The 26093-nt window shown below is 45.9% G+C and carries 27 protein-coding genes; 14 read left to right on the top strand and 13 right to left on the bottom strand.

The annotated features are described in order from the left end of the window. The first annotated feature begins 254 nt into the window (after positions 1 to 254). Positions 255 to 1760, top strand: coding sequence for a F0F1 ATP synthase subunit beta (gene atpD / locus GXP69_RS13345; RefSeq protein ID WP_163915563.1), 1506 nt, complete (start codon positions 255 to 257; stop codon positions 1758 to 1760). A gap of 74 nt (positions 1761 to 1834) precedes the next feature. Further along, a complete protein-coding gene (gene atpC / locus GXP69_RS13340) occupies positions 1835 to 2080 on the top strand; it encodes an ATP synthase F1 subunit epsilon (RefSeq protein ID WP_163915562.1) in 246 nt (81 codons plus the stop codon). A gap of 104 nt (positions 2081 to 2184) precedes the next feature. Here atpC and GXP69_RS13335 read toward each other — a convergent pair whose 3' ends face one another. From GXP69_RS13335 to GXP69_RS13325, 3 genes are all read right to left on the bottom strand, one after another. Further along, the gene (locus GXP69_RS13335; RefSeq protein ID WP_163915561.1) at positions 2185 to 2565 is read right to left on the bottom strand and encodes a rhodanese-like domain-containing protein; all 381 of its coding nucleotides are present in this window, start codon (positions 2563 to 2565) and stop codon (positions 2185 to 2187) included. A 117-nt stretch (positions 2566 to 2682) separates the two neighbouring features. Then, entirely contained in the window at positions 2683 to 3744 is a 1062-nt protein-coding gene (locus tag GXP69_RS13330; protein ID WP_204282023.1) for a flavin reductase family protein, read from the bottom strand. A gap of 118 nt (positions 3745 to 3862) precedes the next feature. Beyond that, positions 3863 to 5371, bottom strand: a complete 1509-nt coding sequence (locus tag GXP69_RS13325) for a potassium/proton antiporter (protein WP_163915560.1) — start codon at positions 5369 to 5371, stop codon at positions 3863 to 3865. Positions 5372 to 5522: 151 nt separating this feature from the next. Between GXP69_RS13325 and GXP69_RS13320 the strand changes: the two genes are divergently transcribed. Beyond that, complete coding sequence (locus GXP69_RS13320) at positions 5523 to 6653, top strand: trans-sulfuration enzyme family protein (RefSeq protein ID WP_163915559.1); 1131 nt, start codon at positions 5523 to 5525, stop codon at positions 6651 to 6653. Position 6654: 1 nt separating this feature from the next. On the opposite strand, the gene GXP69_RS13315 is transcribed toward GXP69_RS13320, so the two are convergent. Then, the gene (locus tag GXP69_RS13315; RefSeq protein WP_163915558.1) at positions 6655 to 7791 is read right to left on the bottom strand and encodes an aminotransferase class I/II-fold pyridoxal phosphate-dependent enzyme; all 1137 of its coding nucleotides are present in this window, start codon (positions 7789 to 7791) and stop codon (positions 6655 to 6657) included. A gap of 303 nt (positions 7792 to 8094) precedes the next feature. Here GXP69_RS13315 and ispE point away from each other — a divergent pair, with 303 nt between their 5' ends. Further along, positions 8095 to 8901, top strand: coding sequence for a 4-(cytidine 5'-diphospho)-2-C-methyl-D-erythritol kinase (gene ispE, locus GXP69_RS13310; protein ID WP_163915557.1), 807 nt, complete (start codon positions 8095 to 8097; stop codon positions 8899 to 8901). On the opposite strand, the gene GXP69_RS13305 is transcribed toward ispE, so the two are convergent. From GXP69_RS13305 to tgt, 3 genes are all read right to left on the bottom strand, one after another. Beyond that, positions 8857 to 9798 (bottom strand): DMT family transporter, encoded by a 942-nt coding sequence (locus GXP69_RS13305; protein ID WP_163915556.1) that lies wholly within the window; start codon positions 9796 to 9798, stop codon positions 8857 to 8859. The genes ispE and GXP69_RS13305 overlap by 45 nt on opposite strands. Beyond that, positions 9798 to 10874: an LptF/LptG family permease gene (locus GXP69_RS13300; RefSeq protein WP_163915555.1), complete on the bottom strand. Its 1077-nt coding sequence runs from the start codon at positions 10872 to 10874 to the stop codon at positions 9798 to 9800. The genes GXP69_RS13305 and GXP69_RS13300 overlap by 1 nt, the downstream gene beginning before the upstream one ends. A gap of 87 nt (positions 10875 to 10961) precedes the next feature. Next, complete coding sequence (tgt, locus tag GXP69_RS13295; RefSeq protein ID WP_163915554.1) at positions 10962 to 12092, bottom strand: tRNA guanosine(34) transglycosylase Tgt; 1131 nt, start codon at positions 12090 to 12092, stop codon at positions 10962 to 10964. Positions 12093 to 12369: 277 nt separating this feature from the next. On the opposite strand from tgt, the gene GXP69_RS13290 reads away from it, so the two are divergent. The 4 genes from GXP69_RS13290 to rsmG all read left to right on the top strand — a co-directional run bounded on the left by GXP69_RS13290 (position 12370) and on the right by rsmG (position 15194). After that, positions 12370 to 13473: a glycosyltransferase gene (locus GXP69_RS13290; RefSeq protein ID WP_163915553.1), complete on the top strand. Its 1104-nt coding sequence runs from the start codon at positions 12370 to 12372 to the stop codon at positions 13471 to 13473. After that, positions 13464 to 14072 carry an RNA polymerase sigma factor gene (locus GXP69_RS13285; protein WP_163915552.1) on the top strand — a complete coding sequence of 203 codons (609 nt, stop codon included), beginning with the start codon at positions 13464 to 13466 and terminating at the stop codon, positions 14070 to 14072. The genes GXP69_RS13290 and GXP69_RS13285 overlap by 10 nt, the downstream gene beginning before the upstream one ends. Positions 14073 to 14298: 226 nt before the next feature. Further along, the gene (locus GXP69_RS13280) at positions 14299 to 14520 is read left to right on the top strand and encodes a hypothetical protein (protein WP_163915551.1); all 222 of its coding nucleotides are present in this window, start codon (positions 14299 to 14301) and stop codon (positions 14518 to 14520) included. Positions 14521 to 14564: 44 nt separating this feature from the next. Beyond that, complete coding sequence (rsmG, locus tag GXP69_RS13275) at positions 14565 to 15194, top strand: 16S rRNA (guanine(527)-N(7))-methyltransferase RsmG (protein ID WP_163915550.1); 630 nt, start codon at positions 14565 to 14567, stop codon at positions 15192 to 15194. Positions 15195 to 15923: 729 nt separating this feature from the next. Here the strand turns inward: rsmG and GXP69_RS13270 are convergent. Further along, entirely contained in the window at positions 15924 to 16889 is a 966-nt protein-coding gene (locus GXP69_RS13270; RefSeq protein ID WP_163915549.1) for a YheT family hydrolase, read from the bottom strand. 146 nt (positions 16890 to 17035) lie between these two features. On the opposite strand from GXP69_RS13270, the gene GXP69_RS13265 reads away from it, so the two are divergent. Both GXP69_RS13265 and GXP69_RS13260 read left to right on the top strand, forming a co-directional pair. Continuing rightward, positions 17036 to 17404, top strand: a complete 369-nt coding sequence (locus tag GXP69_RS13265) for a hypothetical protein (RefSeq protein ID WP_163915548.1) — start codon at positions 17036 to 17038, stop codon at positions 17402 to 17404. A 121-nt stretch (positions 17405 to 17525) separates the two neighbouring features. Then, positions 17526 to 17978: a hypothetical protein gene (locus GXP69_RS13260; RefSeq protein WP_163915547.1), complete on the top strand. Its 453-nt coding sequence runs from the start codon at positions 17526 to 17528 to the stop codon at positions 17976 to 17978. A gap of 72 nt (positions 17979 to 18050) precedes the next feature. On the opposite strand, the gene GXP69_RS13255 is transcribed toward GXP69_RS13260, so the two are convergent. From GXP69_RS13255 to GXP69_RS13245, 3 genes are read right to left on the bottom strand one after another with little or no spacing between them, the layout of a single operon-like run. Next, complete coding sequence (locus tag GXP69_RS13255; protein ID WP_235925714.1) at positions 18051 to 19127, bottom strand: cytochrome-c peroxidase; 1077 nt, start codon at positions 19125 to 19127, stop codon at positions 18051 to 18053. Positions 19128 to 19130: 3 nt separating this feature from the next. Then, the gene (locus GXP69_RS13250) at positions 19131 to 19877 is read right to left on the bottom strand and encodes an MbnP family protein (RefSeq protein WP_163915546.1); all 747 of its coding nucleotides are present in this window, start codon (positions 19875 to 19877) and stop codon (positions 19131 to 19133) included. A gap of 4 nt (positions 19878 to 19881) precedes the next feature. Then, positions 19882 to 20994 (bottom strand): cytochrome-c peroxidase, encoded by a 1113-nt coding sequence (locus GXP69_RS13245; RefSeq protein WP_163915545.1) that lies wholly within the window; start codon positions 20992 to 20994, stop codon positions 19882 to 19884. Positions 20995 to 21178: 184 nt separating this feature from the next. Between GXP69_RS13245 and rpsT the strand changes: the two genes are divergently transcribed. Beyond that, positions 21179 to 21436, top strand: a complete 258-nt coding sequence (rpsT, locus tag GXP69_RS13240) for a 30S ribosomal protein S20 (RefSeq protein WP_163915544.1) — start codon at positions 21179 to 21181, stop codon at positions 21434 to 21436. Between the two features lie 236 nt (positions 21437 to 21672). Here rpsT and pyk read toward each other — a convergent pair whose 3' ends face one another. Further along, on the bottom strand, positions 21673 to 23100 hold the full coding sequence (pyk, locus tag GXP69_RS13235; RefSeq protein ID WP_163915543.1) for a pyruvate kinase: 1428 nt from the start codon (positions 23098 to 23100) through the stop codon (positions 21673 to 21675). A gap of 2 nt (positions 23101 to 23102) precedes the next feature. After that, positions 23103 to 23531: an IPExxxVDY family protein gene (locus GXP69_RS13230; protein WP_163915542.1), complete on the bottom strand. Its 429-nt coding sequence runs from the start codon at positions 23529 to 23531 to the stop codon at positions 23103 to 23105. 154 nt (positions 23532 to 23685) lie between these two features. On the opposite strand from GXP69_RS13230, the gene GXP69_RS13225 reads away from it, so the two are divergent. From GXP69_RS13225 to rnc, 3 genes are read left to right on the top strand one after another with little or no spacing between them, the layout of a single operon-like run. Next, a complete protein-coding gene (locus GXP69_RS13225) occupies positions 23686 to 23922 on the top strand; it encodes an acyl carrier protein (protein WP_007659745.1) in 237 nt (78 codons plus the stop codon). A 55-nt stretch (positions 23923 to 23977) separates the two neighbouring features. Next, on the top strand, positions 23978 to 25231 hold the full coding sequence (gene fabF, locus GXP69_RS13220; protein WP_163915541.1) for a beta-ketoacyl-ACP synthase II: 1254 nt from the start codon (positions 23978 to 23980) through the stop codon (positions 25229 to 25231). Further along, the gene (gene rnc, locus GXP69_RS13215; protein ID WP_163915540.1) at positions 25231 to 25965 is read left to right on the top strand and encodes a ribonuclease III; all 735 of its coding nucleotides are present in this window, start codon (positions 25231 to 25233) and stop codon (positions 25963 to 25965) included. Before fabF ends, rnc begins: the two co-directional genes overlap by 1 nt. Positions 25966 to 26093: the final 128 nt, after the last annotated feature.

Here is a 26093-nt window from a genome sequence, read left to right as displayed (position 1 = left end):
CACTTTTCAGTGAATTTAAAGTGAGAAGCATCAGCCAATCTGTTTAATAAGTTTTTAGACATTGTTCAGACTATAAAGTTTAAAATGTAGCTGCAATAAATTTATTTTCCTATTATGCGGGTAACACAATCTGAATGAGTTTAGGCAGACGGGTTAAAAGTTTTTGAAGTGTTATATGGTTTTCAAAGATTTATGCATTAGTTTTGCACCCTGAAATAACTCCGTTATAAAAGTTAATCCATATAAAAAGTCAAATGGCGAATATTGGCAGAATTACCCAGGTTATCGGTCCGGTTGTGGACGTTAGCTTTGCGGGTGAAAACTCTAAGCTACCAAATATTTTGGATGCCCTTCAGGTGACGAAAGACAATGGCCAGGTTATTATCCTGGAGTGTCAGCAGCACCTTGGCGAAGACCGTGTACGTACCATTGCGATGGACTCTACCGAAGGTCTTACCCGTGGTGTAGAAGTAGTTGACTTAGGTGCTCCTATCAAAATGCCGACAGGCGAAGGCATTAAAGGCCGTCTTTTCAACGTTATCGGCGAAGCCATTGACGGTATTTCGCAGCCGGTTAGCACAGGTGGTCTTTCAATCCACAGATCGGCCCCTCGTTTCGAGGAACTTGCTACTTCTTCTGAAGTACTTTATACAGGTATCAAAGTAATTGACCTTTTAGAGCCTTATGTAAAAGGTGGTAAAATTGGTTTGTTCGGTGGTGCCGGTGTAGGAAAAACAGTATTGATCATGGAACTGATCAACAACATCGCGAAGGCTTACTCAGGTCTTTCTGTATTTGCCGGTGTTGGTGAGCGTACCCGTGAAGGTAATGACCTACTTCGCGAGATGATCGAGTCTGGCGTTATTAAATATGGTGAGGAATTCAAGCACTCGATGGAAGAAGGTGGTTGGGACCTTACTAAAGTAGATATGGATGAGCTGGCGAAGTCGCAGGCTACACTGGTGTTCGGTCAGATGAACGAGCCACCAGGGGCGCGTGCACGTGTGGCGCTTGCAGGTCTTACAGTAGCGGAGAACTTCCGTGATGGTGATGGCTCTGGTGCTGGTCGTGATATCCTGTTCTTCATCGACAACATCTTCCGCTTTACCCAGGCGGGTTCTGAGGTATCGGCACTTCTTGGTCGTATGCCATCAGCGGTAGGTTACCAGCCAACGCTGGCAACTGAAATGGGTGCCATGCAGGAGCGTATTACTTCAACCAAGCGTGGTTCCATTACATCAGTACAGGCCGTTTACGTACCTGCGGATGACTTGACTGACCCTGCTCCAGCGACGACTTTCGCTCACTTGGATGCAACTACAGTACTTTCGCGTAAAATATCTGAGCTTGGTATCTACCCTGCGGTGGACCCACTTGACTCTACTTCACGCATCCTGACTGCTGACGTTCTGGGCGATGAGCACTACAACACAGCACAGCGCGTAAAAGAGATTCTGCAGCGTTACAAAGAACTTCAGGATATCATCGCCATCCTTGGTATGGACGAACTTTCTGACGAAGATAAACTGGTTGTACACAGAGCACGCCGCGTGCAGCGCTTCCTGTCTCAGCCATTCCACGTAGCAGAACAGTTTACAGGTCTTAAAGGTGTACTTGTTGATATCAAAGACACTATTAGAGGCTTTAACGAGATCATGGACGGTAAGTATGACCACCTTCCAGAGGCTGCCTTCAACCTTGTAGGTACAATTGAAGATGCAGTAGCGAAAGGTGAGAAAATGCTTGCTGAAGCAAAATAAATTCAAGAAACAGTTATCGGTGACCAGTAATCAAATGCTGGTTGCTGATCATTGTTAACTGATAACTGAACAAGATGTATTTAGAGATAATCACACCAGATAAAAAGGTTTTTGCCGGTGAGGTAGATGCAGCTCAGTTTCCGGGAGCTAATGGCTCTTTCGAAGTGCTGGACTCGCACGCTCCCCTTATCAGCACCATGGAAAGAGGCAGAATCCGGATTACTACCAAAAAAGGACAGGAGTTCTTTACCGTAGATGGCGGTGTGGTAGAAGTACTGAACAACAAAATCATCGTACTTGCCGAATCTGTGATCGAGTAACAACATCTATTTACAATACCAAAACGCCTTCTGTTCATAAAGAGCAGAAGGCGTTTCTGTTTTAAGGCAAGAACTATAGTTCGGTTGAAATGCTATAGTTATAGTTATTCAGTGACGGGATAACCAGCTTCCTTCCATGCTTTGTAACCGCCATCCAGGTGCGCTACGTTTTCGTAACCCATTTGCTTTAACGTAGAAGTCGCAAGCGCAGAACGACCTCCGGAAGCACAATGCAGAATCAGCCGCTTATTCTTGTCAAACTCCGGTTTATGGTAGGGTAACGTATCATCTGCATGAAACTCGATCATGCCACGTGGCGAGTGTACTGAACCAGGAATTTTGCCGTTCTGGCTTAACTCTTCACTCTCCCTTATATCGATGAGTGTTGCGTTTCCTTTCTTTATTTCTTCATGTACCTGGTCTGGTGTCAGGTTCTCAATGTTTTGTTTAGCTTCTTTTACTAAATCGGTTGCAGACTTCGTCATAGTTTTACTGTTTATAGTTTAATGTTGAGCGCATAACATCACGATACTGCCAACAGCATGATCGGAAGATGGTGTGTATCTGCTCATTAAACGGAAAACAACAGGAAAAGTACCTAACTATAGTATTTCAAGTTCTGCATCGCCTCCGACCGGGTAACCAACGCAGGTAAGGGTTAATCCTTTCTGCAGGTCATTCTCGGTCAGTACTTCGTTATAGGCCATCCATACATCTCCTTTTATCACTTTAGCAAGGCAACTCCCGCATTTTCCGGTTTCGCAACTATAGGGTATGGCAATTCCGGCATCGCGTGCGCTTGCCAGAATGTTTTGCGGGTATTTACATCTGATCTGACTGACCTTTCCATTTATATGGAGTGTAACCTTGTGTGCCCGCGTATCTGGCGGAACCACCTTTGGTAACGGGGTTTTATCAACATTAAAAACTTCCTTCCGAATCTGGTTAGCAGAAAAACCAAACTGGCGAAGCGAAAAAGAAGAAAGACGCATATAATTAAGCGGGCCGCATAAATAAAAGAGCAATTGGTCATGGGGAGCAATGGCCAGCTTTTCGATAAGTTTATACAGGTAGTCTTTGTGCAGACGGGCTCTGCCCAGGTCGGGAGAATTACTGTACACGAACTCTATATGTAACCGATCAGGGAAAGCAGAAGCCAGTTGCTGGAGCGGTTGCAGAAATATAGTTTGCTCAGGAGATTTGTTGCTGTAAAACAGAACTACAGAAAGGTGCGGGTAGGTATGTAAAGCTGTTTTTAATAACGAATAGACAGGAGTAATTCCACTGCCTGCAGCCAGCAAAAAGACCTGTTTATAGTTTTGGATGTCATCAGGGAAGGTGAACAATCCACCAGCACCGCTTGTCAGGAGTTTATCACCTACTTTAGCTTGATCTACTAACCGACGGGAGTAAAAGCCATTTTCTATTCTTTTTACACCAATAGCAAGTGGTTCATTTAATACCGGGGACGATGTGATGGAGTAAGAGCGTCTTATTTCGCCATGCGGGCCATGGTGCAACAGGGTAAGGTATTGCCCTGCTTTATAAGAGATCGTTTCGTTAAAAGTGAAAATCTTTACGCCGGCAACTTCCTCGCTTATATTACTAATGGTCAGTGTTTGGTAGCCGCGTGTTGTTTCTGCTGATTTATCTGATATGGCCATATCTTTTGCTTACGCAAAAACCGGAGGTTTGCTAGAGGTTATCGTTCCGGGAGTAAAGCAAAAGCCTGAGCTATAGAACTGTAAAACTATAGTTCTATAGCTCAGGCTCTCAGGAAGGTTAAGTTGTAGCGGGTTTATCTGCAAGCCCCAGGTTTTTCATGGTCTCCATCAGTGCATCGTGGTCATCGGTAATGATCAGGAGCTTATCATTGAGGGTAAGTTCTGTTTTACCGCTTGGCACAAAGTATTTGCCTTCGCGCTTCACCATTACAGCAAGTGTTTTTTCAGGCAGGGGCAGGTCCATGAGTTTATTGCCGGATCGTAGGGCATGGTCTGTAATGCTCAGCTCCGTCATCACTGACTTTATTTCGTCTGAAAATTCCACATCAAAATCTTCAGGTTTTTTAAGTGCATTAGGCTGCTCACTTAAGCCGAGCCAGGTGGCCATTTTAGAAAGAGAAGTACCCTGCACTACCAGCGATACCAGCGTACAGAAGAACACGATATTAAAGATCAGTCGCGCATGTGGCACATCGGCAGCTAAGGGAAGTATGGCAAAAATGATCGGAACAGCCCCTCTAAGCCCAACCCACGAAACGAAAGTTCTGTCTTTCAGAGGCATTTTTTTGAAAGGCAGTGTACACAAAAATACACTTAGCGGACGCGTGATAAAGATCATCAGGAAGCTGATGATTAGCCCCGGGATGATGATCGGAACAAGCTCACGGGGATTAACAAGCAGTCCAAGCGTTAAGAACATAAGCAGCTGACTCATCCAGGCCATGCCATCAAAAAAGTTGAGCGAAGAGCGCTTGTGCACAAATCTGGAATTGCCTATTACAAGACCACCAATATAAACCGCCAGGTAACCATTGCCTTTTATAAAGTATGTGGCAGAAAAAATGAAGATACAGAACGTGAATACCAGGATAGGATACAAAGAGCTGTTATCGATCTGAACACCATTAATAACTTTTACAGCCAGTTTGCCCAGCACATAACCCGCAACCAACCCAATCACCAGCTGCATTAAAAGCATGCCTGTAGCAGCCAGGTAATTAGGCTCCGATTCCATTTTCACAATCTCGATCAGGGTGATGGTGAGGATGTAAGCCATCGGGTCGTTACTGCCACTTTCCAATTCCAGCAGAGGGCGCAGGTTATTTTTAAGGTGGAGCCCTTTAGACCGTAGAATAGAGAAAACCGAAGCGGAATCGGTAGATGCCATAGTGGCGGCTAACAGGAGCGCTGTAGCCAGCCCGATACCTGCTGATTCCATCGTCAACCCTAATATCCACCAGCTAAGCAAACCGGTTAAAAGCGCGGTAAGCAAAACTCCTAAAGTTGCCAGTACCACGCCTGGTGCTAAAACAGGCCTGATTTCGGAAATTTTGGTATCCATACCACCCGAGAAAAGGATGATACAAAGCGCGACAGTACCTATAGTTTGGGCTAACTGTATGTTCTCAAATTCAATTCCAAGCCCGTCGGTACCACAAAGCATACCTACTGATAGGAATAATAATAAAGCGGGTACACCAAATTTATAGCCTGCTTTACCGGCCAGAATGCTTAGGAAAAAAAGAATGGCAATGCTGAAAAGTATTAACTCAATAGATATATCCATAGATGCTACATTTATTCTCTGTATTTAGAATGAGGTCTGTCTGATATTGACAGAAACTTAAACCCGTAAATAGGCAACAGGTTTCGGAAGAGTATAACTACTTTGCAATATAACAATTACTGCTTATTTTTAGCAGTCTTAATTCTGCTTTATGCCTGTTATTTCCCCAAAAGCTACCCCAATTTACCAGACCTCTGTATTTACGTTCAACGACCTGAATGAGCTGGAGACATATTTTGAACAGCCGGGCAACCGCTACATGTATAGCCGGTATGCCAACCCTAACTCAGATGAACTGGCAAATGAAGTAAACGCGCTGGAAGGCGGAGCAGGGGCTATAGTTACTTCATCGGGAATGTCGGCAATACTGGCAGCGATTCTAGCAGTGTGCAAAGCGGGTGACCATGTGCTGTGCGCAGAAGAGATCTACGGAGGTTCATCGGTACTGATAACGCAGGAGCTGAGCAGGATTGGAATTGAGGTTACTTATGTTCCATCCGCAGATACCTATAGTTTTGATGCGCTGGTGCAGCCCAACACGCGCCTGTTTCTGGCTGAAACCATGAGCAATCCGTTGCTGCTGGTATTTGATATAAATCGCCTGGCCGAACAAACCCGGAAGCATAACATCAAACTGGTGGTCGATAATACATTTGCTACCCCAATTCTTACCAAGCCACTGCTACTGGGTGCCGATATCGTGATCCATAGTGTTACCAAATATTTGTCGGGGCACAGCGATGTAACAGCTGGAGTAGTTATATGTAAGGCAGCAGAAGACCTGCAACGGGTACAGAAAGTGATGATGACCTATGGCCTGAACCTGAGTCCGTTTGAGAGCTGGCTGGCCGCACGTGGGCTTAAAACACTTCGCCTGCGCATGAAGCAGCATTGTGCCAACGCTTTAGATGTGGCAGAATACCTTGCATCACATGCGAAAGTAGAGCAGGTATGGTACCCGGGGCTAAGTGCTCACCCACAACACAGGCTGGCTTATGAGCAGGGAGGCGGCATGTATGGCGGAATGCTGAGTTTTAGAATAGCGGATGATACTGAAGCCGTAAATAAGTTTATGCGCGGGCTGGAGCATATTCCGTTTGCACCTTCTCTGGCAGGAGTAAGTACTTCTATATCTTATCCTTTAGGCACATCGCACCGTTCACTCTCGAAAGAACAGCAGCAGAAAATTGGTATTACAGCTGGCGTAATCCGGTTATCGGTGGGCATAGAGGAGCCGGAAGAGTTGCTGACTGACCTTGAGCGCGGATTAAGTAAACTATAGTTTACTGCAAAGCCTGCTTCAGCGAGCGTATCACTTTATCCAGGTCTTCTTCGGTTAGGCTGCTGCTGCTTGGCAGGCACAAACCACGTGCAAAAAGCTCATCGCTGGTACCGTTACCGTAGAAACTATAGCCTGCAAAAAGCGGTTGCTGATGCATGGGTTTCCACAGCGGACGCGTTTCGATGTTGTCGTGCTCTAACTCCTGGCGTACCCTTTCAGGATTTATACCTTCTGGCAGCAGTACCGTAGTAAGCCAACGGTTTGCAAAACAGCTTTTAGGTTCCAGCACAAAGCCCAGGCCTTCTATCTCGTGCAGGTGGTTATAGTAGTAACTATAGATTTCGCGGCGCTGTTTTACTCTTTTTTCAAGCACTTCTAACTGGCCACGTCCAATGCCGGCGCTTACATTGCTCAGCATATAATTATAGCCCATCTGCGAGTGCAGGTAATAGGGGGCAGGGTCTTTGGCCTGATGTGCCAGGTGTTCCGCCTGCTGTGCCAGTTCTTCATGGGCTGTAATCATAGCTCCACCGCCTGATGTGGTTACAATCTTATTTCCGTTAAAAGAGAATACACCGATTTTGCCAAACGTGCCCACCTGATGGCCGCTGTATCGAGAGCCAAGTGCTTCTGCAGCATCTTCCAGAACCGGAATATCATAGCGGTCGGCTATTTCCATAATCTCTTTCAGCTTAGCTGGCATGCCATAGAGATGCACCAGTAAAATACAGGCAGGCTTCTTGCCCTTGGACAGGCTATCTTTTATAGCTTGTTCCAGTAGCACGGGATCCATGTTCCAGGTTTCCGGTTCGCTATCTATAAACACTGGGGTGGCACCCAAATAAAGTATCGGGTTGGCAGTAGCTACAAACGTTAGCGTAGAGCAGATTACTACATCAGAAGGCTTTACACCCAGTACCCGAAGCGCCAGGTGCAGCGCTGCAGTGCCGGAGCTTACAGCCACTGCATGCTGTGCATTGGTGTGCTGGCATATGTCGTGCTCAAAGCCGGGTATGTTCGGGCCTATAGTTGATACCCAGTTATCTTCCAGCGCTTTCTGCACATAATTGCGTTCGTGCCCACCCATGTGCGGCACCGATAAGAAGATTCGTCCCGGTCTGTAAAGTATCTGCTTCATCTGTGGGTGATGGTGGAAGTTAGGCTATACAAGTAAGCAAAATTTAAGAAAAAATTACTGTAGATTATTGCAGGCACAGCACTTTCTAAAAGAGAGCATGCAGCTTCTGATAACGACCAAATACGGTTAATGTGTATTGTTATAGTTGGAGAAGTGTGTGCAGGTAAGGCATACGTATATAGTTTTCAGTATGTTTGCCTGTAATACGATGTTTTCCTGTTATCGCTCTAAGTAAAAACAAGGCCGAACCAGTTTATTCGGTAGCCGTTATTTGCTTACTTGCAGTAATTATAGTTAAACCTGATGCTTGATTTCCCCAACGCGAAAATAAATTTAGGCCTGCAGATTATCGAAAAAAGGCCGGACGGGTTCCATAACCTGGAGTCGTGCTTTTACCCGGTACAGTGGTGCGATGCCCTTGAGATTTTGCCTGCCACCGAGCATAATTTTACAATGAGTGGCCTGCCCGTGCCAGGCAATCCGGATACAAACCTGTGCCTGAAGGCTTATAAGCTGCTGGAGGAAGCACACAACCTGCCACCTGTACACATGCACCTGCACAAGGTAATTCCCATGGGTGCCGGCTTAGGCGGAGGTTCTGCCGATGCCGCTTTTGTGCTGCGTATACTGAATAAGTTATTTGATCTGAATCTGTCTGTAGAAAGCCTGCAAAACTATGCCCGGCAGCTGGGCAGCGACTGCGCCTTTTTTGTTGAAAACAAACCGGTGATTGCTATTGAGCGCGGCGATGTATTTACGCCGGCAACTATAGACCTGAGCGGCTATAGTTGCATTATAGTGTACCCGGGCATCCACATCACAACTGCTGAGGCTTATGGAGGAGTTACACCAGATAAACCAGCAAGCTCCATTGCAGAGATCCTGCAACAGGACATCCAACAATGGAAAAACCTATTGGTCAATGATTTTGAAAAGTCGCTGTTCCCGAAATATCCCGAACTAGCCCAGTTGAAAGAAAACCTGTACGAAGCAGGTGCTGCCTATGCATCCATGACGGGGTCCGGATCGGCAGTTTACGGCATTTTTAAAGGTGATGCTCCGGAATTAATCTTCCCGAAGCACTACCTCATCTGGAAAGGCCTGCTGTAATTTTTTACGTCGCTCGGCAAACGAATTTATAACAGGGTAAATAAACACGCTGATCAGGATAATCGCTGCTCCCATGTAAAACTCTGCTGATAACTGGCTACTCTCGTTAAAGATAAAGATAGCCATAATGATACCGTAAACAGGTTCCAGGTTCACGGTCAGGTTCATGGTGTAAGCCGAGATGCGCTGCATTAAGCGTACACCGGCAGTATAGGCATACACCGTACAGGCAAGCACCAGTATAGCCATGTATACCCAATCCATCGGGATCAGCGTGAAGTTCAGCTGGCCGCCTTCAGAAAAGTATAACACGTAGGCCGGCAAGAACAGCACTGTACCCAAGAAAGCCCCGCCCATTTCGTAGCAGGTAATGGTGGTAGAAGGTATCTTCTTAACCAATGCGGCATTTATAATGGTAAAGATCGATGCAAGCAGCGCCGACCCGATTGCCATGCTCAGCCCTAGTATACTGCTCAGGTCCGTCTCGTTCCGGAAGATGATGTATAGCCCCAGTATAATGAGCAGTGCCAGGAAAACTTCATAGGGCTTAATTTTCTTTTTCGTAAAGAAAGGCTCCAGAAAGGAAGTCCATAAACTGCAGGTGGCCATACCTATCAGGCAGATAGAAACAGAGGCCACACGAGCTGCTGCAAAGAACAGAATCCAGTGTGCTGCTATCAGGAAACCAACCCCAATCAGTTGCATCGCCGTAACGCGGCCCATCCAGAAAGGTACTTTCGTTTTATAGATGATCAGGCCGAGTGCCAGCGCTGTAAAAAAAGTACGGATAGCAACCAGCTCTACAGCCGGTATAGTAATAAGCTTACCTAATATAGCAGTGAAGCCCCACAGAAGAATTACAAAGTGGAGTTCTAAAAAATCTTTAAACCGTGGCATTAACGTGGAATATATCGATAAAGTAAAAAGCCGATCCCGCTGAAAACTATAGTTGGGATCCAGGCTGCAATATAGGGTGGAATGTCACCTACCTGGGCCAGGCTTCGGCTGGTGATAACGAATATGATAAACACAAAGGCCAGGAAGAAGCCAAGCGCGATCTGTACGCCGACACCACCGCGTGCCTTACGTGCACTTACAATTACCCCGATAACTGTAAGGATGATAATGGCAAATGGATAGCTGAAACGCTCGTACTTTTCAACTAGGTATAGTTCAATGTCGTCGGCACCGCGGGCGCGTTTCTCATCGATCAGGTTATTAAGTTCAGGTAGCGTCAGGGTCTGCTCCAGCTTATAAGTGCTCTCAAAATCTTTGGGCCGCATGTTCAGGGTGGTATCCAGGTCCTGTCCCTTCAGTATAGTTTCTTTTTCGCCATCGAAGGTGCGCAGGGTATAATAATCCATGTGCCACTTACCGGCTTCTTCGTCCCAGTTAATACTGTTTGAGGTGATTTTGCTTTTAAGCGTAGTACCTTCTATTTCCTCAAGGGCAAAGTTATAGCCTACATGCGCGTTAACGTTATAGCTCTCCATAAACACATAGGCATTGGGCGCTATTTTTATATGAATGTTGCGGCTGTCGTAAGTAAAAGGGCTTTTTACATACTTTACCTGGAATGCCACACTCTTCTTATTTGCATTCGGGATCACCCAGCCTATCAGACCAAAAATAGATACACCGATAAGGGTGGCACCAATTATATAAGGTACAAGCAACCTTCTGAAGCTGATTCCGCTGCTGAGCATGGCCACAATTTCGGTATGCGATGCCAGTTTTGCCGTAACAAAAACGGTAGCAATAAACACCGTAATCGGACTTAGCATGTTGGCATAAAACGGTATCAGGTTGATGTAGTAATCAAAAATGATCTCCGAAATGGCTACATTATGCTGGATAAAGTCGTCGTTCTTCTCTGTGAAGTCAATCACCAGAATAATTGCCACCAATATCAGCACTGCAAACACGAATGTGCTCAAGAACTTCTTCAGTATGTACCAGTCGAGAATCTTCAAAGTTAGAAAGTTTATAAGTTAGAAAGTTAGAAAGTGAGTGAAGCAGAAAGTGTAACTTTTTAACTTTCTAACTTCCCAACTTTCTAACTATAATCGTGTCATTAATTTTTTCACCATCACGTCTTTCCAGTCGCGGAAGGTGCCGTTTAGTATTTGCTGGCGCGCCTGCTTTACCAACCACAAATAGAAGGTAAGGTTATGCACGCTGGCAATCTGGCCGGCCAGGTATTCGGTGCTGTGTATCAGGTGGCGCAGATAAGCCTTGGTGTAAAACGTACTTACATAGCCACCCAGTTCCGCATCAATGGGGCTAAAGTCGTCTGCCCATTTTTTATTCCGGATATTGATAACACCCTGTGTCGTAAAAAGCATGCCATTTCGGGCATTTCGGGTTGGCAGCACACAGTCAAACATATCCACGCCCAGCGCAATGTTCTCTAAAATATTAGCCGGAGTACCAACGCCCATCAGGTAACGGGGCTTATCCTTTGGCAATATGTCGCAAACCACTTCGGTCATCTCGTACATCATCTCAGCCGGCTCACCTACAGATAAACCACCAATGGCATTCCCTTCTCTACCAAAACTAGCTATAGTTTCAGCAGACTGCACACGCAAGTCTTTGTAAGTGCTGCCCTGAACTATAGGAAATAGCGTTTGCGAATAGCCATACTTCGGTTCGGTACTGTCGAACCTGTCCACACAGCGCTGCAACCAACGGTGTGTGCGCTCCATCGAGTTTTTGGCGTAACTATAGTCGCAGGGGTAGGGGGTACACTCATCAAAAGCCATGATAATGTCGGCTCCAATCGTGCGCTGCGTGTCCATTACGTTCTCCGGTGTAAAGTCCAGCGAAGAGCCATCAATATGCGACTTAAACTTTACGCCTTCCTCTTTTATTTTGCGCGTACCTGCCAGCGAGAAAACCTGGTAGCCACCGCTATCAGTGAGGATAGGTCGGTCCCAGCCATTAAATTTATGCAGGCCGCCTGCTTTTTCCAGCACATCCAGGCCCGGGCGCAGGTACAGGTGGTATGTATTGCCAAGGATGATCTCGGCCTTAATATCTTCTTTCAGTTCTCGCTGGTGCACGGCTTTAACGCTACCGGCAGTGCCCACCGGCATAAAAATGGGCGTTTCGATGGCGCCATGGTCTGTTTGCACTACGCCGGCGCGTGCTTTGGATTGCTTATCGGTTGCGAGTAAGGTAAACTGCATATCGTAAATTAATGCTCAATTTGAGCGGGCGCCGCTAGTGGTTTTAGGTACTCACCAGCAGCGGATTATAGTTTATAGAAATAAGGCGCAAAGATACGAAGTGCAACAGTACAATCCTTGAACATTTAATAATTCGCAACAACATTCGGAAATGCCTCCGGAATAGCTATTTTTGAAGCTAAATTGTTAAATTGCTATATGGTTAAACTGTTAGAACCGATGCAGCACTTTATCCCGTTCACAATTTAACAATCCAACACTCTAACAGGTAAGAATATTGATTCCAATTATACTATTAGCACTGCTCGGCATTTGTGTACTGGTGCAGTTTTACTTTGCCCTTGTTTACTTTTTTCCGCTTAGCCGTCACAAAGACCCGGACGTAACGGAGCAGGTGCCGGTATCGGTTATAGTGGCTGCCCACAACGAGCAGGATAACCTGTTTGAGCTGCTGCCGATGCTGCTGGACCAGGAGTACCTGGAATTTGAGGTGCTGGTAGTAAATGACCGCTCTGACGATGACACGGAATTTTACCTGTATGAGCTGGAAAAGCAGTTCTCGAACTTTAAAGTGGTTACCGTTAAAAAGACACCGGAATACCTGAATTCAAAAAAATATGCCCTGGCCCTGGGTATACGCGCAGCCAAGTATGAGCACATGCTTTTTACCGATGCCGACTGCCGCCCTTATAGTACTAAATGGATAGAAAAGATGCAGAGTGGCTACGTAACAGGTGCCGATATTGTACTTGGCTATTCTCCGTATGCACAATTAAAAGGATTTTTAAATCATCTTATCCGATATGAAACATTACTGACGGCAATTCAGTATTTGTCTCAGGCAAACAAAGGGCAGGCCTACATGGGTGTTGGCCGAAACTTATCGTATACTAAAGCATGTTTCTTTAGGAACAAAGGATTTGCCTCTCATATCAAAATAACCGGCGGCGACGATGACCTGTTTGTTAGAGATGCCGTCAACAATAGCAAAGTAAATATTGTTATAGACAAAGAGGCGCAGACCTGGAGTATTCCCAAAAAGACGTTTCGGGAATGGATCACACAGAAAAGAAGGCATCTTTCGGTCGGGAAGCAGTACAAGGCAGATGATAAAAGAAAAATTGGCGCATTCGTAATCTCAAATATATTTTTTTACGTATTAGCTATCATTCTTCTTGTCGTAAATAGTCATTTAGCTATATTAGCCGCTATAGTCGGTTTGCGGTACATAGTTATGTTTTCCGCGTATACATCGGTAGCTCGCAGACTTAACGACAAGCTCTCCTTAGTTTTATTGCCCGTACTTGACCTAGTGTACTTTTTTAATTACCTGTTCCTTGGTATTTCTGTACTACTGTATAAAAGAATCAGATGGAAGTAAATAAACAATTCTCAGCAAAGGCGAAACACGATTTCAAGCTGATACAAGCTGCCGTTGAAGACAACGACGAGAAAGCGTACGCCGAGCTGATGAGTATCTATAAAAAGCCGGTGTACCACGTGGTGCTCAAGATGGTGCGTAATCCCGACGATGCAGAAGACCTGACAATTGAGGCTTTTGCGAAAGCTTTCAGAAACCTGCACAAATTTAACCCGGAATATGCTTTTAGTACCTGGCTGTTCCGTATCGCTACTAACAACTGTATCGACTTTATCCGCAAGAACCGCATCAAAACAATGAGCATTGATTCGGCTATTAAGATCGATAACGGCGATGAGATAACGATAGACTTTAAGGACAAGAACCTGAACCCGCAGGAAGAAGCGATCAAGAATCAGAAGATCGAGATCATGCAGTATGTAGTGGCTAAGCTTCCCGAAAAATACCAGCGCCTGGTTACGCTGCGCTACTTTAACGAGCTGAGCTACGAAGAGATAGCTACTGAGCTAAACGCGCCGCTTGGCACTGTAAAAGCACAATTGCACCGGGCCCGCGAGTTGCTCTATGACATGGTGAAGAACAAAAAGCACCTTATTTAATTGTTAGTTGTTAATCGTTGATTGTTTAAAATTTTATCAGTCTAACAATCATCAACTAGCAATCAACAACCAAGAATATTGATTATGTTTTAAAGCCCCTGTTGCCCGTAAGCAGCAGGGGCTTTATAGTTTTGCTGCCATTGCCGTAATATTTTATACTTTTGCAGCCTGTTTAAGACAAAGGTTGCGTAACAACAGACAAAGCTAGCAGTAGTAAACTATAGCCATGGCCCGTTCCTTTACAGATACAATACTTTCGCAGTCAGGTAAACTATACCTGCAGCTACGCCTGCGTGATAAAGCGAAAGTTGAGCGGGAGCTAACTATAAAGTACGAAGGGCAATACCGGAACGCAGGACTTATGCTGCTGTTCGATATTTTAATGGCTTTAGGCGTAGTTGCTATAGTTGGATTGGTAGCCACAGCTTTGTATTTGATTGCTGCCTAATGCTTTTCCTAATTCTTAATTCGTAATTCATAATTTGAAAAAATATGACCGCCATCAGCACTTTATTATCAGGTTATTTTCCGGAGCTCACTGAAGACCAATTGCAGAAGTATGAGCAGATGGGTGAGCTTTACAAGGAGTGGAACCAGAAGATAAACGTGATCTCGCGCAAGGACATGGACCAGTTGGGTGTACATCATATTTTACACTCGCTTGGCATTGCGAAGGTAGTGCAGTTTCCGGAGCATACGGCGGTCATGGATGTGGGCACCGGTGGCGGTTTACCGGGCTTGCCGCTGGCAGTAATGTTCCCGGATGTGAAGTTTCATCTGGTGGACTCGATAGGGAAGAAGATACACGTAGTGCAGGAAATTGCCCGTGAACTGCATTTGCAAAACGTAACAGCCAGCCATATCCGCGCCGAGCAGGTGCGCGATAAATATGATTTCATTGTTAGCCGTGCCGTTACCCGCTTGGCCAACTTCTGGCCTTGGATCATGAACAGCTTCAAGAAAACCGGCTCTCCAATTGAAGGACTATACTACTTAAAAGGCGGCGACTTGGATGAAGAGATTGCAGAATCTGGCCTGATCACTAAGCAGTTTAATCTGAGCGATTACTTTTCAGAAGAATTCTTCGATACCAAGAAGGTGGTTCACGTGCCGCTGAAGTAGCTTGTCTGAACCGGGATTAATGGCGATTTGGGATTTGCAGGATTGGGATTTTGCTGTAGTTTCATAGTTGCCGCGGTCCAACCATCCCTGCCCCTCCTTAGCCAAGAAAGGGGAGCTTTTCTCTTTTTGCTATAGTTTGCGCTGTAGTTCTATAGTTGGCCATTAACCCACCCCTACTCCTCCCGAGAGGGGAATTCCGGCTGTAGCTATAGTTCCAGACCAGTATAGGACAGGTTTACCTGGCCCCAAGGAACTACCACCACGAAAAGGCCACAGAACTATAGCTGCTCACTAAATTATAGCTGTAGCTATCGATTGATTTCAGTCTTTGGGTTGAGAGCCTTTGACTTGTTGCGGTGGCGCAGCCAACACGAGCGCAGCGAGGGTAGCAAGAAGGCAGCAGTGCGATGCCCGAAGACGGGGCCTCGCGGACGTGAGCGCACCAAAGCATCTATAAAACGATAGGTTGGTAGAGCTCCCAGGATAAGTGGTAACTATGAAAGAATCTTCTTGTATCGAGTTGAAACTATAGCTAACAATAGGACATATAAGATGTCTCGGCTAACGCTCGACATGACAAGTGTGGACTATAGACGAAGATAGATTTCTCGCTGTTCTCGAAACGACAGGAAAAGGATATACAAAATCATTCGACTTCGCTCGGTATGACAAGAAAGAAACTATAGTTTACTGAAGTTAAATTTCTGATATTACGCTAACCAGATAACACTACAAACAATACCTTGCCTCATCCAATAAAAACCGAACAGCTCTCGCTTCAGAATAGTAAACATCTTTTCGGAAATCTTCGGTAAAGCCCACGTGGCCACCGCTCTCGGGCATTTCAAAATAGAAATTAGGGTTTAATTTCGCTTCTTCAAAAGGGTAACAGGCTTCAGATAAAAACGGATCGTTCTTGGCATTTACAAGCAACGTAGGCACCTGAATATGCTTCAGAAACTGTTTGGAGCTGGACCTGGTATAATAATCATCCGCATCTCTGAAACCATGCATGGGCGCCGTATAACGATTGTCAAATTCCGGGAAAGACCAGAGCACACTATAGTTGGTCAGGTCAATGTCCTCGGGGAAGAGCTGGCGCTTTTGCTCCAGTTTGGCTCCTAATGTTTTCAGGAAGCGCTGCGTATAGATGCGGGAAATTTTTTGTGCGGATGATTTCAGGTCGACAGGTACGGAGAATACAACCGACCGCTTAACTTCTGTTGGAACCTGCCCTGGTGCCTCGCCCAGAAACTTTAAAGTAATGTTGCCACCTGCACTAAAACCGATCAGGTGTACGGTGTTATAGTTGCCTGTATGCAGGGCATGTTCAATCACAAATCCCAGGTCATCAGACGCGCCCAGGTGGTAAGAGCGCAGCAGTTTGTTGGGCTCGCCGCTGCAGCTACGGTAGTTCCAGGCCAGCGCATCCAGGCCGCGCTCGTTAAAAGCCCGCACCATCCCCAGAATATACGGGCGGTGACTGTCACCTTCTAAGCCATGAGAGAGCACAACCAGGCTATCAGACCCAACTTGGGACCAGTCGACATCTATAAAGTCGTCGTCGGGTGTGGTCAGGCGCTCCCGGCTGTAGCTTATGCCATCAACCTGCCGGAATAAGCTTGGTATTATAGTTTGCAGGTGCCCGTTAAACAGGTAAAAAGGTGCCTTATAAGAGGAGGATAAAATAGGCATGGCAGTAAAGTTGATAGGTAACACAGATACTAAAGTATACGAGTGTAAGTTGAATGTTATGCTTGCAGCGTAAAATTAATTATTTCAGGTAAATGAATAATGAGGTACAGAGGCTCCGTATAAAAACAGGAACAAACCAAAGCACCATGAAGTTTAAAAAGATTTTAACCTATAGTTTACCTTTCCTGCTAAGCCTGCAGTTATTTGCCTGCAATGGGCCAAACACTACCCACAACATGACCACTGAGCTGATTGAGTTCAGTGAGTGGGTGAACAAGAATGCTGCACAAAGCGAAACTATATCTGAAGAAAACTGGAACACATTGAACGCTGAGTTTGAACGACGAGCAGCCACCCTGGAGAGCAGCATAGATGAATGGGACGAAACAGACCGCCAACTATGGCTGGACTTAGAGAGTACGTGGGCTGTAGCAAAACAAAACGTAAGTCAGCGCTATGGGCAGGAATCTACCATAGATCAGGAATTAAGTCTCGATACGGTTAGTGTACAGTAAATAAATACAATTATTGTATTTTATTTATAAGATGCTGTCATTTAAATTGAATTTAATATTGTCGTATATCATTATTCTATATTCTTCGTAAAAAAGGGCCTTAACAAAATTTACATGAACTATGAAAATTATATCTGGAATTAAAACGATAGGGCTGGCTATAGCAATTGGTGTATTTACGTTTGCCTGCAGCCAGGATACTCAGAATGCAACGAATGCTGAAGTAGATGAAGCACAGACTGAAATGTCGGAAGCCAACGCTGAAATGAATAACGAGATGGATGAGCTGGACAACGACATGAACCGTGGTTATGAAGACTTCAGCGGCTGGGTTAGGACAAACACGAACAAAGCCGAAAACATTACAGCAGATGAGTACCGTGAATTACGCACCGAGTATAAGCGTAAAGAAGCTAAGCTAGAGGCTGAGGCTTCTACCTGGGATGACGCTACCCGTCGTCAGTGGGAAGAGACAAAAGCTGACTGGAAACGTTTTGAAGATAAAGTTCAGAAGCGTTTAGGTAAGATTGATGATATAGATGTAGATGTTGACGTAAACCGACGCAATAACTAAAGTATAGTTGGTTATAAACTATAAACTCCGCTGCGGCTATAGTTGCAGCGGAGTTTTTTTATGGTCCTCTCATCAGGGAGAGCTATAGTTCGTTTTTACAAAAGCCTCGTCAGTGAGCGTGTGCAGAAAAGCGATCAGTTTTTGTTGCTCGGTTGCGGTAAGCGGAATACCGGGCTTTGCATGCTGCTGTAGTTCCGGAGCCAGGCTCGCCGACCATTTTACTCCGGAGCTATAGTGTTGCAATACTTCTTCCAGCGTTTTAAACCGGCCATCGTGCATGTAAGGTGCCGTAAGGGCAATGTTGCGCAGCGTTGGAGTTTTATATTTACCAATGTCTTCTGTTCTGCGGCTAATGCGACCATACCCAAAATACAGATCTTCGTCGCCTTCCGGAAAGCTGTTGTCCAGGCCGTTGTTGTGGTAGCGGTTGTCTGTGAACAGATCAGTGGCATGGCAGCTGCTGCAGTTCTTTTTAAATATGTGTAATCCTTGCAGCTCTGTTTGAGTCAAAGTTTTGTGCGGCTCGTTGCGTATATGTTTGTCGTAACGGGAGCTAGCCGAAACGAGGGTGCGCTGGTACTGCGCCAGTGCCCGTGATAGCGCCGCTGCCGTAATAGAGTCGGTGCCGAAAGCAGCTTTAAATAAAGAAGGGTAGGTGGGGTGCTGCTGTAACCGGGCAACCAGTTTTGCTATGTCCTGGCCCATTTCGTCGGGGTGGCGCAACGGTGCAAAGCTCAGCGACTCCAGGTTTTTGGCGCCGCCATCCCAGAACAAGCCATCCATCCAGGCCAGGTTCATCAGGGCAGGAGCGTGTCGTTTTAAAGCCTTACCAGATACACCTGCACTAGATAGTGCCTGCCCGTCGGAGAATGCTTTCTGGGGTTGATGGCAGGTAGCGCAGGAAACGTTTCCATTGACTGAAAGCGCCGGATCGAAAAAGAGCTTTTTGCCAAGCAAGATGCCTTGTGCTGTAGCCGGGTTGTGCGCAGGTTGTGGCAGTGGAGCCGGGAAATTGGCAGGAACCTGTAACTGTACCAACTCTGGAGCGGGAGCAACAGAAGCAGGGCGTTCGCAGGCAGCAACTATAGCTGCTATTCCAACTATAGTTGTTCCCAGTTTTGCCCACATGCAGATGTTGCTGCGTAGCATGTATTAGTTTGCTGTTACCTGTTTAAAAAAGCCAGTGCTATAGTTTTCGGCAATTTTAGCAGCTGCCGGTCCGGTCATGGCCGTGTTTATCTCATCAAAATCAATCGGATTAGGCTCCAGGAACAGCCCGTTGAGGTCAGTAACAATTTGAATGCGGTTTCCTGAACTGCTTTGAATTTTGAGTGGCTGCTGCAGATCTACAGTAATCGTTTTATAGTTTGTGTCGCCACCAATATGGAACACAAGGCCGCCCTCTTTGGTATTGGCTACATACGTACCTACCAGCGATAAAAATTTATAACCGGTATCCCAATCCCAGACCATCGTAGAGCTTGGGTCTAGGTCGCCGTACTGGTCTGTCGAATGGTTGCGTGCAGCATCAACACCCAGGCCAAATTCTAGCTTAGTGTAAGTATCAGCTTTTACATTTTTAAGTGTAAACGCGCGTTTGCCAATCTGCTCATCAATCAGGTGGTAACTATCAGGTTCTATGTAGGTAGCTTCGCCACGAGAGTTGATCAGCTTTACATTGCTCATAAAGTACTTCAGGTCGTGTACCACGTACGTGTCGCCGGATGGGTTGGTGTATGTCTTATCAAGCAACACCAGTGGCTGGCCGTTTACCTCATTCGTAATGCTAATCTCAACATCAGTCATCAGTGGCTCGTCGCTCTCAGAAGAACAACCTGATAGTAAAAGAGAATACGCTGCCGCAACTATATAAAGTGTGATTTTGTAGAATCGTGTCATCGTATTATTTGGTAAAAGGGTTCGAGAATCGTTCGTCTTGTATAAAAGTGGAATCGGTAAGCGTGTGCAGGAATAAGATGATCTTGCGCTTCTCATCTGGCGTAAGCTTCAGGGTGCGCCCGTTCGGCATATTCGATGCTTCTTTGATCAGCGGGTCCAGGTTCGGGCTATTATAGATTAGGTGCTCGTTGTAATGGTCCAGCACTTCTTCCAGCGTTTTAAAACGACCATCATGCATGTAAGGTGCCGTTAAAGCAATGTTGCGCAGCGTAGGTGCCTTAAATTTTCCGTTGTCTGTTTCACGGCCTGTTATAGCTCCCAGCCCGTTGTCTTTAAAGGTGTAGTCCAGGCCATTGTTATGGAAACCCTTCAGCGATAGCAGCGTGCCGCCATGGCAATCGCCGCAGTTGCCGCCACGTATGCCCAGGCCAGGCTCGGGATGTGTCATAAACAGACGCATGCCTTCAACCTCGTCAGGTGTAAATACTTCTTTGCTTTGCAGATAACGGTCGTAGCGGGAGTTGGCAGAAATAAGTGTGCGCTGGAACTGGGCTAATGCCTTCAGTATATTCTCTTCGGAAACCGTACTGTCGCCGAAAGCCTTGAAGAACATGGGCGGATAAATTGGAGTGCGCTGTATCTTGTTCACAGCATTAACCATAGTTTCGTGCATTTCAAGCGGGTCTTCTATCGGGCCACGTGCCTGTGCCTCCAGGCCTGTAGCGCTGCCGTCCCAGTTAAACTGGCTAAACCAAAGCATATTGGCCAGGCTCATGGTGCTGCGTTTGGTTGGCATCCGCTGAATACCAAAGCTCAGGGATTTGCCATCGGTAAAAGCCAATTGCTGTTGGTGGCATGTGGCGCACGACATAGTATTGTTGCCCGAGAGCTTATTATCATAAAACAGGTGGCGACCCAGTACTACGCCTTCTTCGGTAAGCGGATTATCGGGCGGAATAACAAAGTTGCGCGGCAGGGTAGAGGGGATATTCAGTTGATAGGGTGTTGGCTTGTATTCTGTTACCGGTGCAGGTGGAATATCCGGATCAGAAGAGCAGGCAGTAAGGCAGCAAAGGAGGAGAAATACTGGAAGTAAATGCTTGACTGAATACATCATCAAATTTATTGATTATATAACAGGGAGTATATAGTGTAAATTCACTGTTTTGGTTTTACCTTTGTCACCTCAAAGCAATTAAAATATTTTTCTAGGCAACAGGTCTTGGAAATTAATTGTAAAGGAATTACCTTTGCAGACTCATTTACATACGGAACAAAAATATTTAATAGTATAAAATAACATGGCTAACCATAAGTCGGCATTAAAGAGAATCAGAGCGAACAACGCTAAACGTCTTCGTAACAGATACCAGGCGAAAACTACTCGTACCTTCATCAAGAAACTAAGAAGCACAACTGATAAAGCCGAGGCGCAGGAACTGTACAAGACAGTTTCTTCAATGATTGACCGTCTGGCTAAGAAAAATATCATCCACAAAAACAAAGCGGCTCACAACAAGTCTAAACTGGCTAAGTTTGTAAACAGCCTGGCTGCTTAATTTTTTTTGCGGAGTAAATGTTTCAGGAGCCTTGTGCATGCGCACAAGGCTTTTTGTATTTATAGTCCTGTTAAACAGTGCTATAGTTTTCTCCTAACGAACAGTCCCTACTTTGTAATAAAGGGATGTTGATAGTATATAACAAAAAGCGCCGGCAACTAAAGTTACCGGCGCTTTTGCTTTTTGTTATAACAAGGCTTTACCTATAGTTAGTAAAACCTGTTACATCTTACCTGTTAAGCTATGCTCAGCTTGATCATGTTGGTACGCTTCTGCTCATTTATCGGCATACTGGCCGTGTTAATGAAAACATCTCCCTTTTCAATAAAGCCTCTCTCCAGCAGGAAATCTTTGATATCAGCAATCGTATTGTCCGTAGATTCAAATTTGTTGTAGTGGAAACCACGCACGCCCCAAACCAGATTTAAAGTAGTGAGCAGTTGCTCATTCTCTGTAAATATGAAAATGTTTGACTTTGGTCTGTACTTGGCAAGCTGAAATGCAGTATAGCCGGACTTGGTCATACCAATAACAGCACTAGCGTTTGTATCGCGGGCCAGGTTGCAGGCATTGGCTACCAGGCTATCGTTACAGAAGTGCGGCGAGTGCGGGCTAAGCACATATGTTTTGTTAAAGATATCAGCTTGTGTCTCTACAGTCTGTATTGTCAGGCTCATACTTCTGATGGTCTCGATAGGGTAGGCTCCAACAGCAGTCTCGGCACTCAGCATCAGGCAGTCAGCTCCGTCTATAACCGCATTGGCAATGTCGTTTGTCTCGGCGCGGGTAGGGCGCGGATTTACGATCATGCTTTCCATCATCTGGGTTGCAATAATTACAGGCTTAGCCGCTAGGTTACTCTTCTCAACTACCATTTTCTGGATCATCGGTACCTGTTCCATGCCCACTTCCACACCCAGGTCACCACGAGCCACCATAATGGCATCGGTAGCCTCTATGATTGCGTCAATGTTTCTGATTGCCTCAGGCTTTTCGATCTTGGCAATTACGCGGGTGTCTTTGCCGCGCTCCTCTATAATGCGCTTAATTTCATAGATGTCCTGAACGGTACGCACAAAAGAAAGTGCTACCCACTCAATGTCATGGTCCAGACCAAAATGCAGGTCGCGCAGATCTTTCTCGGTTAATGATGGCGCTGAAACTTTTGTGTCAGGCAGGTTTATACCTTTGCGTGGTTTTACCACACCACCATAAATTACTTCGCAGCGTATTTCCTGGTCATTATCAGTGTGTAGGACACGCAGCTCCAGTTTACCGTCATCAATCAGTATGGCATCACCGGGTTTTACATCTTTGGCCAGGTGGGTATAGTTAGTTGCCAGGCGGCCTGGTACACTAAGAGAGCCATCGCAGCGAAGCAGAATTTCTTCACCCCCCTTAATCTCCACTCCGCCATTTTCTACATCTCCTATCCTGATCTTAGGGCCCTGCAGGTCCTGCACCAGACACACATTGGTGCCGAACTGCCTGTTGATCTCCCTTACATGATGAATCACCTCCAGGTGTTCGGCATGTTCGCCGTGTGAGAAATTTAATCTGAAAGCATCCACGCCTTCCTGCACAAGCGCGAGCAGTCGCTCGAACGTGTTCGAAGCCGGACCTACGGTGGCTAGCACCTTGGTTTTGTTAAACGTAATATTCATAGTTAAAAAATCAAATTCTCTCTATACTTAAGCGCCAGTGGGTCGAATTGTTTCACATACTGTACTAACGGTATGTTCAATAGGGTGTTTATAAAACTGCTCGCAGACACCCCTGGCAGCGGCCCCGAAATCTGTAACACAAAGTCATACTCTTTTATATCTGGCAGCAGGTAAGGCTTGCGTGTGGTAGTAGTACCAACCGCCTTGTTCCGGAAAAGCCGTATAATGCTGTGCTCGGTGTTGAACTCATAGTTGGAGACCAGCATCTGCTGCCTGTCGGGCAGGGTGTAGCAAAGGTCCTTCTGTTTTGTGAGGCGTAATGCCAGCAGTTTGTTCAGCCACCAGGCCAGCGTGTACTCCTTCCCCGACGATACCAACCCGTATAGTTCAAAATCGTAATCGTAATCGTCGTCGAGGTAAAAAGTTTTCATGTTTACACTTTGGCGCCTAAATTTAAGAAGGTACTTTGTAAATAGACAGCGACGGGCCAAAACTTTTGCTTAAACACGAATAGAGTAATTTTTTTTGGCATTGTCTGCCTAATTATATTTCTTTGCACAGTGTTTTAATAAACTATAAGAAAAAATGTCAGAAATCGCAGAAAAAGTAAAAGCTATCATCATCGATAAGCTTGGCGTGGAAGAGTCAGAGGTTACTCCTGAGGCTAGCTTCACAAACGACCTTGGCGCAGACTCACTAGATACAGTAGAACTTATCATGGAATTTGAGAAAGAGTTCAACGTATCTATTCCAGATGATCAGGCTGAGAACATAGCTACTGTAGGTCAGGCTATCAGCTACCTGGAAGAGCACGCAAAATAATAACCTTTTTTAGTATAAGAATTTTTCTACTATATCTATCCTCTGGTAACAGCTTATGGAGCTTAAGAGAGTTGTAGTTACTGGGCTGGGCGCACTCACGCCACTTGGAAATACCGTTGCAGAGTATTGGAACGGCCTTGTTAATGGCGTGAGTGGAGCTGCGCCTATCACACGCTTTGATGCGAGTAAGTTTAAAACACAGTTTGCCTGTGAAATAAAAGGGTACGATCCGGAAAAATACTTTGACCGTAAAGAGGCCCGCAAAATGGACCTGTTTACACAGTTTGCGCTTGTAGTGGCCGAAGAGGCAGTACAAGACGCAAACTTAATTGAAGGTAACTATGATCCTGACCGTGTCGGGGTGATCTGGGGATCTGGAATTGGCGGCTTGCGCACGTTCCAGGAAGAGTGCGTGAACTTTGCCAACGGCGATGGCACGCCACGCTTCAACCCGTTCTTCATTCCGAAAATGATCGCTGATATCAGTGCTGGTCAGATCTCTATTAAGTATGGCTTCCGTGGGCCAAACTTTGTAACTGTATCGGCCTGTGCCTCTGCAACCAACGCCCTGCTTGATGCTTTTAACTATATCCGTTTAGGTATAGCTGATGTTATCGTATCAGGTGGTTCGGAAGCAGCTGTAACAGAAGCCGGTATTGGTGGTTTCAATGCCCTGAAAGCCCTTTCAGAACGCAACGATTCACCTGAAACTGCATCCCGCCCGTTTGATAAGGACCGCGATGGTTTCGTACTTGGCGAAGGTGCCGGTGCCATCATCCTGGAAGAATATGAGCATGCCAAGGCACGTGGTGCCAAGATCTATGCTGAGATTCTGGGTGGCGGTATGTCTGCCGACGCATATCACATTACAGCGCCGCATCCGGAGGGATTAGGTGCCCTGAATGTGATGAAGAATGCCCTGCGCGATGCCAACATCAAACCAGAAGAAGTAGACTATATCAACGTACACGGTACCTCAACGCCACTCGGCGACGTTAGCGAAGCGAAAGCGATCGAAACGGTGTTCGGAGACCATGCTTACAAACTGAATATCAGCTCTACTAAGTCGATGACTGGTCACTTGCTGGGGGCAGCGGGTGCTATAGAGGCCATCGCTTCTATACTTGCTATTCAGAACAACGTGGTACCGCCAACCATTAACCACTTTACTGACGACGAAAGCTTTAATCCGGACCTGAACTTTACGTTTAACAAGGCCCAGGAGCGTGAGGTTAAAGTAGCGTTAAGTAACACCTTTGGTTTTGGTGGTCACAACACATCCGTAATTTTCAGACAACTGAACGATTAGTGCTTGGTCCAATTAAACCGGTAAAGCGTTTCTACCAACGGGTTTTTAACAAAGACAGAGAGTTAGTGCGCGCCGTTGCCGGTATTATTGGTAGTACTCCCGATAATATCAGGCTGTATAAACTTGCCCTTACGCATACATCGTTTGCACGGCAAGCAGCAGGTACGAAGCACGACACCAACGAGCGTCTGGAGTTTTTAGGCGATGCCGTATTGGGTGCTGTAGTTGCTGAACTGTTGTTTAAGAAGTTTCCGTACGAAGACGAAGGTTTCCTGACCGAGATCCGTTCGCGTATCGTTAACCGCGAGTCGCTGAACCATATTGCTGTTAAAATTGGGCTTAACCTGCTGGTGAAAGTAGAGGCTGGCTCAAACAGGCATAAGTCTGTAAACGGTAATGCCCTGGAAGCATTGGTTGGCGCCATTTACCTGGATAAAGGGTATAACATGACACGCCAGTTCATACTCGGCAAGCTGATTAAACCGCACGTAGACCTGCATAAACTTGTAAATACAACTGCGAACTTTAAGAGCAAACTGATCGAGTGGGCGCAAAGCCAGAACATGGAAATCAGGTTTGAGAACATAAAGAAGAAGCAGCAGGGTAATACAACCGAGTTTACTACCGAAGTATACATTGGCGATAAACCAGTAGCTACAGGCGTGGGCCTTTCCAAGAAAAAAGCAGATCAGGCCGCGGCAGAAAAAAGCATCGAAATTCTGAAGATTGCTTAACTGCTGAAGGTTAAATTGTTGATGGTAAATTGTTAATCGGGCTATAGTTGGATTCTTGAGAAATGTAGAGACGCAAGGGATTGCGTCTTTTTTGTTTCATAACTATAGTTGCAGAAGCAGCGGCGGTC

This window comes from Pontibacter burrus (genome assembly GCF_010686685.1).
Taxonomy (GTDB): Bacteria; Bacteroidota; Bacteroidia; order Cytophagales; family Hymenobacteraceae; genus Pontibacter; species Pontibacter burrus.
Note: the sequence above shows the minus strand (reverse complement) of the source record. Positions and strands in the feature narration are given on the sequence as shown.

What these genes read in the sequence shown, in the direction of transcription:
- atpD (WP_163915563.1), top strand. Translation starts at nt 255, where the DNA reads ATGGCGAATATTGGCAGAATTACCCAGGTTATCGGTCCGGTTGTGGAC.
- atpC (WP_163915562.1), top strand. Translation starts at nt 1,835, where the DNA reads ATGTATTTAGAGATAATCACACCAGATAAAAAGGTTTTTGCCGGTGAG.
- GXP69_RS13335 (WP_163915561.1), bottom strand. Translation starts at nt 2,565, where the DNA reads ATGACGAAGTCTGCAACCGATTTAGTAAAAGAAGCTAAACAAAACATT.
- GXP69_RS13330 (WP_204282023.1), bottom strand. Translation starts at nt 3,744, where the DNA reads ATGGCCATATCAGATAAATCAGCAGAAACAACACGCGGCTACCAAACA.
- GXP69_RS13325 (WP_163915560.1), bottom strand. Translation starts at nt 5,371, where the DNA reads ATGGATATATCTATTGAGTTAATACTTTTCAGCATTGCCATTCTTTTT.
- GXP69_RS13320 (WP_163915559.1), top strand. Translation starts at nt 5,523, where the DNA reads ATGCCTGTTATTTCCCCAAAAGCTACCCCAATTTACCAGACCTCTGTA.
- GXP69_RS13315 (WP_163915558.1), bottom strand. Translation starts at nt 7,791, where the DNA reads ATGAAGCAGATACTTTACAGACCGGGACGAATCTTCTTATCGGTGCCG.
- ispE (WP_163915557.1), top strand. Translation starts at nt 8,095, where the DNA reads ATGCTTGATTTCCCCAACGCGAAAATAAATTTAGGCCTGCAGATTATC.
- GXP69_RS13305 (WP_163915556.1), bottom strand. Translation starts at nt 9,798, where the DNA reads ATGCCACGGTTTAAAGATTTTTTAGAACTCCACTTTGTAATTCTTCTG.
- tgt (WP_163915554.1), bottom strand. Translation starts at nt 12,092, where the DNA reads ATGCAGTTTACCTTACTCGCAACCGATAAGCAATCCAAAGCACGCGCC.
- GXP69_RS13285 (WP_163915552.1), top strand. Translation starts at nt 13,464, where the DNA reads ATGGAAGTAAATAAACAATTCTCAGCAAAGGCGAAACACGATTTCAAG.
- GXP69_RS13280 (WP_163915551.1), top strand. Translation starts at nt 14,299, where the DNA reads ATGGCCCGTTCCTTTACAGATACAATACTTTCGCAGTCAGGTAAACTA.
- rsmG (WP_163915550.1), top strand. Translation starts at nt 14,565, where the DNA reads ATGACCGCCATCAGCACTTTATTATCAGGTTATTTTCCGGAGCTCACT.
- GXP69_RS13270 (WP_163915549.1), bottom strand. Translation starts at nt 16,889, where the DNA reads ATGCCTATTTTATCCTCCTCTTATAAGGCACCTTTTTACCTGTTTAAC.
- GXP69_RS13265 (WP_163915548.1), top strand. Translation starts at nt 17,036, where the DNA reads ATGAAGTTTAAAAAGATTTTAACCTATAGTTTACCTTTCCTGCTAAGC.
- GXP69_RS13260 (WP_163915547.1), top strand. Translation starts at nt 17,526, where the DNA reads ATGAAAATTATATCTGGAATTAAAACGATAGGGCTGGCTATAGCAATT.
- GXP69_RS13255 (WP_235925714.1), bottom strand. Translation starts at nt 19,127, where the DNA reads ATGCTACGCAGCAACATCTGCATGTGGGCAAAACTGGGAACAACTATA.
- GXP69_RS13250 (WP_163915546.1), bottom strand. Translation starts at nt 19,877, where the DNA reads ATGACACGATTCTACAAAATCACACTTTATATAGTTGCGGCAGCGTAT.
- GXP69_RS13245 (WP_163915545.1), bottom strand. Translation starts at nt 20,994, where the DNA reads ATGATGTATTCAGTCAAGCATTTACTTCCAGTATTTCTCCTCCTTTGC.
- rpsT (WP_163915544.1), top strand. Translation starts at nt 21,179, where the DNA reads ATGGCTAACCATAAGTCGGCATTAAAGAGAATCAGAGCGAACAACGCT.
- pyk (WP_163915543.1), bottom strand. Translation starts at nt 23,100, where the DNA reads ATGAATATTACGTTTAACAAAACCAAGGTGCTAGCCACCGTAGGTCCG.
- GXP69_RS13230 (WP_163915542.1), bottom strand. Translation starts at nt 23,531, where the DNA reads ATGAAAACTTTTTACCTCGACGACGATTACGATTACGATTTTGAACTA.
- GXP69_RS13225 (WP_007659745.1), top strand. Translation starts at nt 23,686, where the DNA reads ATGTCAGAAATCGCAGAAAAAGTAAAAGCTATCATCATCGATAAGCTT.
- fabF (WP_163915541.1), top strand. Translation starts at nt 23,978, where the DNA reads ATGGAGCTTAAGAGAGTTGTAGTTACTGGGCTGGGCGCACTCACGCCA.